Origin of the sequence: Alkalibacterium putridalgicola (assembly GCF_900109825.1) — a bacterium.
In the GTDB taxonomy this organism is placed as follows: domain Bacteria; phylum Bacillota; class Bacilli; order Lactobacillales; family Carnobacteriaceae_A; genus Alkalibacterium; species Alkalibacterium putridalgicola.
In genome coordinates this window covers 1-14,212 of the sequence record NZ_FOBL01000050.1, presented here as the reverse complement: position 1 = coordinate 14,212, position 14,212 = coordinate 1, and the positions used below count along the sequence as shown (strand labels likewise).

Genomic DNA, 14,212 nt, shown 5'->3' with positions numbered 1-14,212 from the left:
AGGTCACAAAAGAGGCAGATATGTGCCCTTCGCACTAACGATAAATAGCTGAAGGGCACAAAAACCGATGGAGGGTCATTCGCAGACGATAAAACCTGCGGAAAGGAGCGTAAAATCAACGGCCGATCAGAATAAAGAGAGTCCTACATAATGTAAGCAATCGGCTGCCGATTGCTATCCTTCTTAGATAACAAAAAACACCGGAAAGAGCCTTGACTTTGTCAGCTCTTTACTGTAAACTTAGTAGACGCTAAACAAAGTATGAAAATGAAATTCGTGCGAAATATTGTCCGTACGCGATTTCTGAAGCTAAACAAAAGAATGTGTGATGAATACGATTGTATCTTTCACTAATCTTTTGTATTTTTTTTGGTCTAAAACAGGGTAAAACCCTACTTCTTAATCGGATGTTAACATTTGTTACACGATTGTAACAAAGCGACGTTGGCGACTATCCGACTGGACCAAGAGCTTTTGAGTATGACGACTAGTGATTAATAATGAGGGGTGAAGAGGTTGGCAGGCCAAAATGTGAAATACGGCAAGCACCGTACACGTAGAAGTTATTCACGAATCAGTGAAGTATTAGAACTTCCAAACTTAATTGAAATTCAGACGAATTCATATGACTGGTTCCTAGAAGAAGGACTCAAGGACATGTTTAAAGATATCTCTCCTGTTGAGGACTTTTCTGGAAATCTGGCACTGGAGTTTACCGACTATCAGTTCCAGGAACCAAAATACACTGTAGATGAAGCAAGACAGCACGACGCAAACTATTCAGCACCTTTATATGTAAAACTGCGTTTGATCGTTAAAGATACAGGTGAAGTGAAAGAACAGGAAGTGTTCTTTGGTGACTTCCCATTAATGACTGAACAAGGTACCTTTATCATTAACGGTTCTGAACGTGTCATCGTTTCTCAGCTCGTTCGTTCACCGGGTGTGTACTTCAGCCCGAAAGTTGAAAAGAACGGCATGGAAGGATTCGGAGCAACCGTCATTCCTAACCGTGGCGCATGGCTGGAATATGAAACAGATTCTAAAGGCTTATCTAATGTACGTATCGACCGTACACGTAAGATTCCTTTAAGTGTTCTGGTTCGTGCCTTAGGTTTCGGTTCTGACGATGAGATTTTAGATATCTTCGGATCTAACGAAAGTTTAGCTGCAACGCTTGAGAAAGACGTGCACAAAAACATTTCTGATTCTCGTGTAGAAGAAGCGCTGAAAGATGTCTACGAACGTCTGCGTCCGGGAGAGCCCAAAACGGCTGATTCTTCCCGAAGCTTACTGACAACACGCTTCTTTGATCCTAAACGTTACGACCTCGCTCGCGTCGGTCGTTATAAAATGAATAAAAAACTCGACTTGAAAAACCGTCTGTTGGGACTTACATTGGCTGAATCCCTCGTTGATGGTGAAACAGGCGAACTGTTAGCTAAAGAAGGTACATTGGTCACGCGTGAAGTGATGGATGAATTAGGTCCACATCTTGATAACGGACTGAACGGCATCACGCTTCAGCCATCAGATGACGGTGTCGTACCTGAACCGATCGATCTGCAGATCGTTAAAGTTTACTCTCCTGCGGACAATGACCGCATCGTACACGTGATCGGTAACGGACACCCTGACAAAGAAGTCAAGTACATCATCCCTGCAGACATGATCGCATCGATGAGTTACTTCTTCAACCTGCAGGAAGGTATCGGCGAAACAGACGATATCGACCACTTAGGTAACCGTCGTATCCGTTCTGTCGGAGAACTTCTTCAGAATCAGTTCCGTATCGGTTTGTCCCGTATGGAACGTGTTGTACGTGAGCGTATGTCCATTCAGGACACTTCAACCACGACACCGCAGCAGCTGGTCAATATCCGTCCAGTCGTTGCGTCGATCAAAGAATTCTTCGGTTCATCCCAATTGTCACAGTTCATGGATCAGACCAACCCGCTTGGCGAGCTGACGCATAAACGTCGTCTGTCTGCTTTGGGACCTGGCGGATTGACCCGTGACCGTGCCGGTTATGAAGTACGAGACGTTCACTACTCCCACTATGGCCGTATGTGTCCGATCGAAACGCCTGAGGGACCCAACATCGGGCTGATCAACAGCTTGTCCACTTATGCGAAGATCAACGAATTCGGCTTTATCGAAACACCTTACCGTAAAGTAGACAAGAAAACAGGGCGTGTGACCGATAAGATCGCATACCTGACTGCTGATGAAGAGGATCTGTATGTTGTTGCTCAGGCGAATGCGCCATTGAATGAAGATGGTACCTTCGTGAACGATCTGGTATTGGCACGAACAAAAAATAACAACGAAGAGCTTGAAGTGTCAAAAGTGGATTACATGGATGTTTCACCGAAACAGGTTGTTTCTGTGGCAACGGCAAGTATTCCCTTCTTAGAAAACGATGACTCCAACCGTGCCTTGATGGGTGCGAACATGCAGCGTCAGGCGGTTCCATTGATCCAGCCGGAAGCACCGCTTGTCGGAACGGGTATCGAGCACACAGCTGCCCGCGACTCCGGAGCTGCAGTCATTGCTAAACACCCAGGTACTGTTGAATACGTGGATGCGAAAGAGATTCGCGTCAGACGTGAAGACGGGGCACTGGATAAATACCTTGTTGCTAAATTCAAACGTTCAAATGCGGGAACTTCTTACAATCAGCGTTCACTCGTTCGTCATGGAGAAGTGGTTGAAAAAGGAGATATCCTGGCAGATGGCCCATCTATGGAAAATGGAGAAATGGCCATCGGTAAAAATCCGCTGATCGCCTTTACGACATTTGACGGCTATAACTTTGAAGATGCGATCATCATGAGTGAGCGTTTAGTTAAAGATGACGTTTACACATCTATTCATATCGAAGAATACGAATCAGAAGCCAGAGATACAAAACTGGGACCTGAAGAAATCACCCGTGAACTTCCGAACGTCGGTGACGATGCACTTAAGAACTTAGACGACCGCGGAATTATCCGTATCGGTGCTGAAGTTCATGATGGTGACATCCTCGTCGGTAAAGTCACGCCAAAAGGAGTATCCGAACTTTCTGCAGAAGAAAAACTGCTGCACGCCATCTTTGGTGAAAAAGCACGTGAAGTCAGAGACACGTCACTCCGTGTACCGCACGGCGGCGGCGGGATCGTTCACGACGTGAAGATCTTTACCCGTGAATCTGGAGACGAGCTGTCTCCAGGCGTCAACTACCTTGTCCGCGTCTTTATCGTTCAGAAACGTAAAATCAACGTTGGTGACAAGCTTGCCGGACGTCACGGAAACAAAGGTGTTGTCTCACTGATCCTTCCGGAAGAAGATATGCCGTTCATGCCGGATGGCACGCCGGTCGATATCATGCTGAACCCTCTAGGGGTACCGTCACGTATGAATATCGGTCAGGTCATCGAACTCCACATGGGAATGGCTGCACGTCAGCTGGGCATCCACATCGCCACACCGGTATTTGACGGGGCCTCAGATGAAGATGTCTGGGAAACGATCAAAGAAGCGGGTATGGACGACGATGCCAAGACTGTTCTCTTTGACGGCCGTACCGGTGAAGAATTCGACAACAAAGTATCCGTTGGTGTCATGTACTATATTAAATTAGCCCACATGGTTGATGATAAACTGCATGCACGTTCAACTGGACCTTACTCACTTGTTACGCAGCAGCCGCTTGGTGGTAAAGCACAATTTGGTGGACAGCGTTTCGGTGAGATGGAAGTTTGGGCACTTGAAGCTTACGGTGCTGCATATACCCTGCAGGAAATCCTGACCTATAAATCAGATGACGTCGTGGGTCGTGTGAAAACATACGAAGCCATCGTCAAAGGGGAAACCATTCCTAAACCGGGTGTACCGGAATCCTTCCGAGTTCTTGTTAAAGAGCTGCAGTCATTAGGATTGGATCTGAAAGTCCTGGATATCAATAAAGAAGCCATCGATCTTCAGGATTCAGATGAAGATGATGACTTTGGAAACATCGACTCTTTAGAGAAAATGAAAAAAGAGCAGGATGAAAAACGTGCAGAAGAAGCGCGCAAGAAAGCTGAAGAAGAAGAAGCACGTGAAGAACAGGCAGAAAAAGATGAACAAGAGCAGGAACAAGAATAAAACAAAGTAGATCGGCGAGAGCGCGGTGACTAAACCGCCTCTCAGTCAACTACGTAAAAAAGAGTAATAGAAACGTGAAGCAATAGGGCAGCTTCATAATCTACAAAAGGGAGGTAGCCCCTTTGATCGATGTAAATAAATTTGAAAGTATTCAGATCGGATTGGCTTCACCTGATAAGATCCGCAGTTGGTCTTACGGAGAAGTTAAAAAACCGGAAACAATCAATTATCGAACACTGAAACCAGAAAAAGACGGCTTATTCTGTGAAAGAATATTCGGGCCATCTAAAGACTATGAATGTGCGTGCGGCAAGTACAAACGTGTCCATTATAAAGGCATCGTCTGTGACCGTTGTGGCGTTGAAGTGACCAAGTCTAAAGTACGTCGTGAACGTATGGGACACTTGGAACTGGCAGCGCCTGTCACACACATTTGGTATTTCAAAGGAATCCCGAGTCGAATGGGTCTTATCCTGGACATGTCACCGCGTGCGCTGGAAGAAATCATCTATTTTGCTTCCTACGTGGTCATTGATCCGGGTGACACACCATTAGAGAAAAAACAGCTGATGACTGAAAGAGAGTACCGTGAACGTCGCCTGCAGTATGGAAACAAATTCCAGGCCGACATCGGTGCAGAAGCCATCAAATCTCTGTTGAACAATGTCGACCTTGATGAAGAAGTCAAAGAACTGAAAGAACTGCTTCAGTCTGCAACAGGTCAGAAACGTACACGTGCGATCCGCCGTCTGGATATTCTGGAAGCATTCAGAAACTCAGGCAACGATCCGTCTTGGATGGTCATGGACGTTGTGCCGATCATCCCGCCGGAACTGCGACCAATGGTTCAGCTTGAAGGTGGCCGTTTCGCGACAAGTGACTTGAATGACTTGTACCGCCGCGTGATCAATCGTAACAACCGTCTGAAACGTCTGCTGGACTTGAATGCACCGCATATCATCGTTCAGAACGAAAAACGTATGCTGCAGGAAGCTGTCGATGCTTTAGTCGACAACGGCCGTCGCGGACGTGCAGTGACCGGACCGGGTAACCGTCCATTGAAATCACTGTCACACATGCTTAAAGGGAAACAGGGACGTTTCCGTCAGAACTTACTGGGTAAACGTGTCGACTATTCCGGACGTTCCGTTATCGTCGTTGGACCGACTTTGAAGATGTATCAGTGTGGTCTGCCGAAAGAAATGGCGATCGAACTGTTCAAACCGTTCGTCATGCGCGAACTGGTCGCAAGAGAAATTGCCAACAATATCAAAAACGCCAAACGTAAAGTAGAACGTATGGACGAAGAAGTCTGGGCTGTCCTGCAGGATGTCATCCGCGAGCACCCGGTCCTTCTAAACCGTGCCCCTACATTGCACAGACTGGGTATTCAGGCCTTTGAACCGATCCTGGTCGAAGGTAAAGCGATCCGTCTTCACCCATTAGTTTGTGAAGCGTACAATGCCGACTTTGATGGGGACCAGATGGCTGTTCACGTTCCGTTAAGTGACGAAGCGCAGGCCGAAGCACGTATATTGATGCTTGGTGCTCAGAACATCCTGAATCCTAAAGACGGTAAACCTGTTGTAACTCCTTCTCAGGATATGGTTTTAGGTAACTACTACCTGACAATGGAAGTGGAAGACAAGATCGGTGAAGGTATGGTCTTTTCAAGCAACGCAGAAGCGGTACAGGCCTATCAGACAGGATATGTCCACCTGCATTCACGTATAGCTGTCCATGTATCATCCTTACCGAATAAGCCGTTTACAGATGAACAGAAACAGCACTTCCTGATTACGACTGTCGGTAAACTGATTTTCAATGAGATCATGCCTGAAGAGTTCCCTTACTTGAATGAACCGACTCAGGAAAATCTTGAAAAACAGACTCCGGACAAATATTTTGTTCCTTACGGTACAGATATCAGAAAACATATCAGTGAAATGCCGCTTGTTGAACCGTTCAAGAAGAAAAACTTGAGTAATATCATTGCTGAAGTCTTCAAACGATTCCAGGTGACAGAAACATCTAAAATGCTGGATAAGATGAAAAACCTCGGGTACAAGTATTCGACAAAATCCGGGATCACTGTTGGTATTGCCGATATTTCCGATCTGAAAGAAAAAGAAGAGATCCTGGAACAGGCACACAAACAAGTGGACCGCATCAATGCATCACACCGTCGTGGCCTGATTACAGAAGAAGAGCGCTATACTGCTGTCATCGAAGTCTGGACGAAAACGAAAGACACGATCCAGGACCACCTGATGAACTCACTGGATAATCACAACAACATCTTCATGATGAGTGATTCCGGAGCGCGTGGTAACATCTCCAACTTTACCCAGCTAGCTGGTATGCGTGGTTTGATGGCTGCACCGAGTGGACGAATCATGGAACTGCCGATCACATCGAACTTCCGTGAAGGTCTGTCCGTTCTGGAAATGTTCATCTCCACTCACGGAGCCCGTAAAGGAATGACCGATACGGCGCTTAAAACAGCTGACTCAGGGTACCTTACTCGTCGTCTGGTCGATGTGGCACAAGATGTCATCATCCGTAACGAGGATTGTGGCACGAAACGTGGTTTGCTCGTCCAATCCATTAAAGACGGAAACGAAATCATCGAACCTTTAGACGAACGTATTATCGGAAGATATGCACGTAAGACAGTGAAGCATCCGGAAACTGGAAAAGTCATGGTTTCTGAGAACGAACTGATCACTGAAGACTTGGCTAAAGAAATCGTGGATTCAGGTATTGAACAAGTCACGATCCGTTCAGCCTTTACATGTAATGCCAAACACGGCGTATGTAAGAAATGTTATGGCCGCAACCTGGCTACCGGACGAGAAGTCGAAGTTGGGGAAGCAGTTGGAACGATCGCTGCTCAATCCATCGGTGAACCGGGTACTCAGTTGACCATGCGTACCTTCCATACAGGGGGAGTTGCCGGAGACGATATCACTCAGGGTCTTCCACGTGTACAGGAAATATTCGAAGCCAGACATCCGAAAGGACAAGCTGTCATTACTGAAGTAACCGGGGAAATCATCGCCATCGATGAAAAACCAGGTGAAAGAACCAAAGAAATTACTGTTAAAGGTGCAACAGATACACGTACCTATACTCTTCCTATCAATGCACGTATGCGTGTCAAAGAAGGAAGCTTCATCGAACGTGGGGATGCCTTTAATGAAGGGTCTATCGATCCGAAACAGCTGCTTGCAGTCAGTGATGTCATCAAACTGCAGAACTATCTGCTTAAAGAAGTACAATACGCTTACCGCTCTCAAGGGGTAGAAATCGGCGATAAGCATATCGAAGTTATGGTTCGTCAAATGCTTCAGAAAGTACGTGTTCTCGATCCAGGTGACACCAGCATCCTGCCGGGTAGCCTGATCGATGTCGATGACTTTAAACAAGCAAACAAAGAAACGCTCGTAACAGGTGGACTTCCTGCAACAGCACGTCCGGTGTTATTGGGTATCACAAAAGCATCACTGGAAACAAACAGTTTCTTATCTGCCGCATCGTTCCAGGAAACAACACGTGTCCTGACAGATGCCGCTATCAGAGGGAAAAACGATCCGCTGATCGGATTGAAAGAAAATGTCATTATCGGTAAATCTATTCCAGCCGGAACAGGTATGAAAGTGTATAACGACATGGAACCCAAAAAAGTAGGCGTCGTCAGCGAAAATGTGTATAGTATCAATGACGAAAAAAAGCAGACAGAAAATACTGAACAGTAATAAATGATAGGAATGGAAAACAGAGCAGCTGAGGCTGCTCTAAACTTCCGTTTATTTTTAAAAAATTATCAGATAATCTATTGACTCTAATCCTTACACGTGGTACTATGCTATAGGTGCTTTTGTGTACAGATTCCTGTTCTAGATTCATCTAGCTCGTAAGATTTAACAGTCGTTCTGACTGGCGCACAATAGCCAAAATTAGCCATATATTCGGGTTTTATTAAAGCTTGAGACTTCGCATCATTCATGCGATTATTCTTTTTTTGCTTTTCAATGAACCACCTGGATGTGTGGGTCTAGAAACGCACTCGTAATTTTAGTTTAAATGAAAGGAGGAAACATGAAATGCCTACAATGAATCAATTGATCCGTAAACCTCGTAAATCAAAAGCAAGCAAATCTGAATCACCAGCTTTGAACAAAGGTTACAACACTCAGAAACGTAAACAGACAACGGTATACTCTCCACAAAAACGTGGTGTATGTACGCGTGTTGGTACAATGACTCCTAAAAAACCTAACTCAGCGTTACGTAAATATGCACGTGTTCGTTTATCAAACATGATCGAAGTAACTGCATACATCCCAGGTGAAGGACACAACTTGCAAGAACACAGCGTGGTACTTATCCGTGGCGGTCGAGTTAAAGACTTACCGGGTGTACGTTACCATATCGTTCGTGGTGCTCTTGATACTGCTGGAGTATCTGACCGTAAGCAAAGCCGTTCTAAATACGGAACGAAGCGTCCTAAATAATTTTATTTAAAAAGTGTAGTGAGGCGTTTAATTCAACCCGACATTATCGCTTTAAAGCCTAGTGAGCAAGCTATAAGCTGCGCAATGGCTTTAAAAGTTAATGGAGCGGTGGATTGCCGAACGAAACTGGATTAAAAAAGTGTAGTGAGGCGGTCAGTCGTCTGACGAAACTGAACTAAAACTAAAATAATTTTTGAAACTATTATCTCTCGGAAGGAGGAATTTGAATGCCTCGTAAAGGTCCTGTTGCAAAACGTGATGTCTTGCCAGATCCAATGTACAATAGTAAATTGGTTTCTCGTTTGATCAACCGCTTGATGGTTGACGGTAAACGTGGGAAAGCATCATCAATTTTGTATGAAGCATTTGATCAAATTAAAGAACAGACTGGCAATGATCCAATCGAAGTGTTTGAACAAGCACTTAAGAACATCATGCCTGTATTAGAAGTTAAAGCTCGTCGTGTCGGAGGTTCTAACTACCAAGTCCCTGTAGAAGTACGTCCTGACCGTCGTACGACGCTAGCATTGCGCTGGTTAGTCAACTACGCACGTCTTCGTGGTGAAAACACCATGGTCGACCGCTTAGCTAAAGAAATCATGGACGCAGCCAACAACACTGGTGCTGCTGTTCGTAAACGTGAAGAAATCCACCGTATGGCTGAAGCAAACAAAGCGTTTGCTCACTATCGCTGGTAAGATGATCGCTTCTGACTTTCTATTTATAGAGAGTCAGGCAATGGTCGTCATTTAGATGTACTATCCGTCTTCATCACAAGGATGAAGTGAATTTATTTAAGAGAGGTGTAATGATTAGTGGCCAAGAGAAAATTTCCTCTAAAACAGACACGTAATATCGGAATCATGGCGCACATCGATGCTGGTAAAACAACAACGACCGAGCGTATCCTTTATTACACTGGCCGAATCCATAAAATTGGTGAAACTCACGAAGGTGCGTCACAAATGGACTGGATGGAGCAAGAACAGGAACGTGGAATCACGATCACGTCAGCTGCTACAACAGCTCAGTGGAATGACCACCGCGTAAACATCATCGATACACCTGGACACGTAGACTTCACAGTTGAAGTTGAACGTTCACTCCGTGTATTAGATGGTGCAGTTGCTGTACTGGACGCACAGTCTGGTGTAGAACCGCAAACTGAAACAGTATGGCGTCAGGCAACAACTTATGGCGTACCCCGTATTGTTTTCGTAAACAAAATGGACAAGATCGGTGCAGACTTCCTGCATTCAAATGAAACATTGAAAGACCGTCTGCAAGCCAATGCACATCCGATTCAACTGCCGATCGGTGCCGAAGATAACTTCAAAGGTATCATCGACTTGGTAGAAATGAAAGCTGTCATCTACGGCAATGACTTGGGAACTGAAATCGAAATAACTGAGATTCCAGAAGAATACAAAGAATTAGCTGACGAATGGCACACAAAACTTGTTGAAGCTGTAGCTGAAATGGACGAAGAACTCATGATGCAATATCTTGAGGGCGAAGAAATTTCTGTAGAACAGTTGAAAGACGGTATCCGTAAAGCAACATTGAGCGTAGAATTCTACCCAGTGCTTGTTGGATCAGCTTTCAAAAACAAAGGTGTTCAACTACTTCTTGATGCTGTTGTTGACTACTTGCCTTCACCGCTTGATGTTCGTGCGATCGTTGGACACGAGCAAAGAGATCCGGATGCAGAAGTTAAAGTAGAAGCTGGCGACGACCAGCACTTTGCTGCTTTAGCTTTTAAAGTTATGACAGACCCTTATGTTGGACGTCTGACATTCTTCCGTGTGTACTCAGGTACATTGGAATCCGGTTCGTATATCCTGAATGCAACAAAAGACTCTCGTGAACGTGTTGGACGTATTTTGCAGATGCACGCCAACTCGCGTCAAGAGATCCCAGAAGTATTCTCAGGAGATATCGCGGCTGCTGTTGGTTTGAAAGATACATCAACAGGGGACACATTATGTGACTTGGACTTCCCGGTCATCTTGGAATCAATGGAATTCCCAGAGCCTGTTATTCAAGTTGCTATCGAACCAAAATCTAAAGCTGACCAGGATAAAATGGGTCTGGCTCTCCAAAAACTTGCTGAAGAAGATCCAACGTTCCGTGCTGAAACAGACCACGAAACAGGAGAAGTCATCATCGCAGGTATGGGTGAGCTGCACTTGGACATTATCGTTGACCGCTTGAAGCGTGAATTCAAGGTTGAAGCTAACGTGGGGGCTCCACAAGTTTCTTACCGTGAAACATTCACGAAACAAGTCGAGTCTGAAGGTAAGTTCGTTCGTCAGTCCGGTGGTAAAGGTCAATACGGTCACGTATGGATCGAATTCACACCGAACGAAGAAGGCGCAGGCTTTGAGTTCGAAGATGCAATCGTTGGTGGTGTCGTTCCTCGTGAATACATCCCGGCAGTTAAAGCTGGTTTGGAAGCGTCACTTGAAAATGGTGTCCTAGCGGGCTATCCATTAGTTGACGTTAAAGCTAAACTTTATGACGGATCTTACCACGATGTCGACTCAAACGAGACGGCGTTTAAAGTAGCTGCGTCACTGGCACTTAAAAATGCTGCTAAAAAAGCCGGTGCTGTTATCCTTGAACCTCTAATGGCTGTTGAAATCACAGTTCCAGAAGACTACATGGGTGATATCATGGGTCATATCTCAGCTCGTCGCGGTAACATCGAAGGTTCTACTCAGCGTGGAAACACAACGATCGTTAAAGGATTCATTCCTTTATCAGAAATGTTCGGTTACGCAACAGCATTACGTTCTGCTACACAAGGTCGCGGAACATTTACAATGCAGTTCGACCACTATGAGCAAGTGCCTAAGAGCATTGCTGAAGAAATCATCAAGAAAAATGGTGGAGAAGCTTAATTCAGGGTCGACCCTGAAAGCCGCACTCATCCAGAATATCTGATTAGGACTATTTTGTATGAGTGTGTCTCTGCTATATATTGATTTTATACCGTTCTATCGGTATAATGAATGAGTAAAAATAGGAATAGAAAAATCTCTTTCTATTTTAAAAAATTAGAACAAAACCCTAAGGAGGAAATGTTTAAAATGGCTAAAGAAAAATTCGACCGTTCGAAACAACATATGAACATTGGTACTATCGGACACGTTGACCACGGTAAAACAACTTTAACAGCTGCGATCACTACTGTACTTTCTAAGAAAGGTTATGCTCAAGCACAAGCATACGACAGCATCGACGGAGCTGCAGAAGAAAAAGAACGTGGAATCACGATTTCAACTTCTCACGTAGAGTACGAAACAGATACACGTCACTACGCACACGTTGACTGCCCAGGACACGCGGACTACGTTAAAAACATGATCACTGGTGCTGCTCAAATGGACGGAGCTATCTTGGTAGTTTCTGCTGCTGACGGCCCAATGCCACAAACACGTGAGCACATCCTATTATCTCGTCAAGTTGGCGTACCTTACATCGTTGTTTTCTTAAACAAAGTTGATATGGTCGACGATGAAGAATTACTAGAATTAGTTGAAATGGAAGTTCGTGACTTATTGTCAGAATACGACTTCCCAGGCGACGACATTCCTGTAGTTGCTGGTTCAGCTCTTAAAGCCCTAGAAGGCGACGCTGAATACGAAGAGAAAATCCTTGAATTAATGGAAGCTGTTGACACTTATATCCCAGCTCCAGAACGTGACGCTGACAGACCATTCATGATGCCAGTTGAAGACGTATTCTCAATCACTGGTCGTGGTACGGTTGCTACAGGTCGTGTTGAATCAGGACAAGTTTCTGTTGGTGACGAAGTTGAAGTTATCGGTATCAAAGATACTGCTAAAACAACTGTTACTGGTGTAGAAATGTTCCGTAAACTGTTGGACTACGCTGAAGCTGGCGACAACATCGGTGCATTGCTACGTGGTATGTCTCGTGATGATGTTGAACGTGGTCAAGTTTTAGCTAAACCAGGTTCAATCACACCGCATACTAAATTCAACGCTGAAGTATACGTTCTTTCTAAAGAAGAGGGTGGACGTCACACTCCATTCTTCTCAAACTATCGTCCACAATTCTTTTTCCGTACAACTGACGTAACTGGTGTTATCGAGTTGCCAGAAGGTACTGAAATGGTTATGCCTGGCGACAACACAGAGATGGAAGTTACTTTGATTGCTCCTATCGCTGTTGAAGACGGTACTAAGTTCACTATTCGTGAAGGCGGACGTACTGTTGGTGCTGGCGTTGTAACAAACATCATCGAATAATTTCGATCCTGTTTAAATAAATTAAGCTGAAAGAGCCTGGAAGTATACTTCCAGGCTCTTTTTTTACATAAAAAGGCGATTTATTTCTCGAGAGACCTGTCATTTTGTGTTTTCCATTATCACAGGCATAATAGTAATAGAGTATCATCTGAAAAAAGCACTTTGATTTATCTGAATGTAACTGGAGGGTCATTATGAGAAAGTATACGGGCATCAGTTTAGTGATTATGGCTGCCATATTATGGGGGGTCAGCGGCGGACTCGCTGATATTTTAATGAACAAAGGCTGGAGTCCGGTCACTGTGTCATTCTACAGAGGCGCTGTCGGTTGGTGTTGTTTTGTTATCTGGTTTTTATCAAGGTTCAAACAGAATATCACGACCTCTTTATCTTTTTACTTATGGTCTCTTCTAGCGGGGCTTGGTGTAGCCGGTAACTTCACCTTGTATTTTGTCAGTATCCGGCAGGCAAGTGTGCCGGTTGCTGCGACCCTGATGTATACGGCGCCTGTATTCGTGCTGGTAACATCGATCATATTCAGGATCGAACGGTCGCGCTGGTATAAGTGGGCAGGCATTGCGGTGGTTCTTTTAGGCATCGTATTACTCACTGGGGCCTATGATCTGGAGTCGGTTTCTATGAGTCTGATCGGGTCAGCAGCCGGTCTCGGTGCTGGCCTGTCTTATGCCCTGTTTATTTTCGGGTTTAAAAAAGCATCATCAATCGGGAAACAGCCGGCGGTGCTGACAACTGCCTTTCTTGCTTTCTCTCTTGTTTTGTATCTGTTTATGGACAGAGAGGAAGCATTCAGCGTCTTGTCATCCAGTGACTTAGGCTGGTTTCTCCTGCTCGGTATTATCGGTACTGGTCTTTCGTTTACTGTGTATGTGATCGGCCTTCAAAAGACAGAACCGACGACAGCCTCGATGGTTGCCATGGTCGAGCCCGTGACCGCGTCGTTATTCGGTGTCCTGTTTCTAGGGGATGGGCTTACTATGATTCAACTGACTGGTATGGCACTTATCCTGATCACCGTCACATGGCTGAGCGCAAAGAAATCCAGTCAGTGATTTTAGTGAAAGCAGCCTCGGAGAGAGGCTGCATTCCAGTTGAAGTCAGTGTCCTTTAGTAATCATATACAGGAAAAACATACTGAAGTTTGATAGGATCGTCGTATTGCGACCACTTCCTTGAGAAAAACTGTATGAACTGGTCTCTAAACCGATATTGCGACCACTTCCTGAAGAAAAGCTGGAGGAACTGGTCTCTAAACCGATATTGCGACCA

Annotated in this window: 7 protein-coding genes; all 7 read left to right on the top strand. The window is 45.0% G+C overall.

All coding sequences use genetic code 11. The features are described from left to right. Window positions 1-507 precede the first annotated feature (507 nt). Window positions 508-4,131, top strand: a complete 3,624-nt coding sequence (gene rpoB / locus BMX84_RS11735; RefSeq protein WP_091490066.1) for a DNA-directed RNA polymerase subunit beta — start codon at window positions 508-510, stop codon at window positions 4,129-4,131. A gap of 122 nt (window positions 4,132-4,253) precedes the next feature. Beyond that, window positions 4,254-7,889 carry a DNA-directed RNA polymerase subunit beta' gene (gene rpoC, locus BMX84_RS11730; RefSeq protein WP_091490063.1) on the top strand — a complete coding sequence of 1,212 codons (3,636 nt, stop codon included), beginning with the start codon at window positions 4,254-4,256 and terminating at the stop codon, window positions 7,887-7,889. Between the two features lie 348 nt (window positions 7,890-8,237). Then, window positions 8,238-8,648, top strand: a complete 411-nt coding sequence (gene rpsL / locus BMX84_RS11725) for a 30S ribosomal protein S12 (protein WP_091490058.1) — start codon at window positions 8,238-8,240, stop codon at window positions 8,646-8,648. Window positions 8,649-8,875: 227 nt separating this feature from the next. Further along, entirely contained in the window at window positions 8,876-9,346 is a 471-nt protein-coding gene (rpsG, locus tag BMX84_RS11720; RefSeq protein WP_091490055.1) for a 30S ribosomal protein S7, read from the top strand. Between the two features lie 117 nt (window positions 9,347-9,463). Beyond that, on the top strand, window positions 9,464-11,551 hold the full coding sequence (gene fusA / locus BMX84_RS11715) for an elongation factor G (protein ID WP_091490051.1): 2,088 nt from the start codon (window positions 9,464-9,466) through the stop codon (window positions 11,549-11,551). Window positions 11,552-11,740: 189 nt separating this feature from the next. Beyond that, a complete protein-coding gene (gene tuf, locus BMX84_RS11710) occupies window positions 11,741-12,925 on the top strand; it encodes an elongation factor Tu (RefSeq protein ID WP_091490048.1) in 1,185 nt (394 codons plus the stop codon). Window positions 12,926-13,119: 194 nt separating this feature from the next. After that, entirely contained in the window at window positions 13,120-13,995 is an 876-nt protein-coding gene (locus BMX84_RS11705) for a DMT family transporter (RefSeq protein WP_091490045.1), read from the top strand. Window positions 13,996-14,212: the final 217 nt, after the last annotated feature.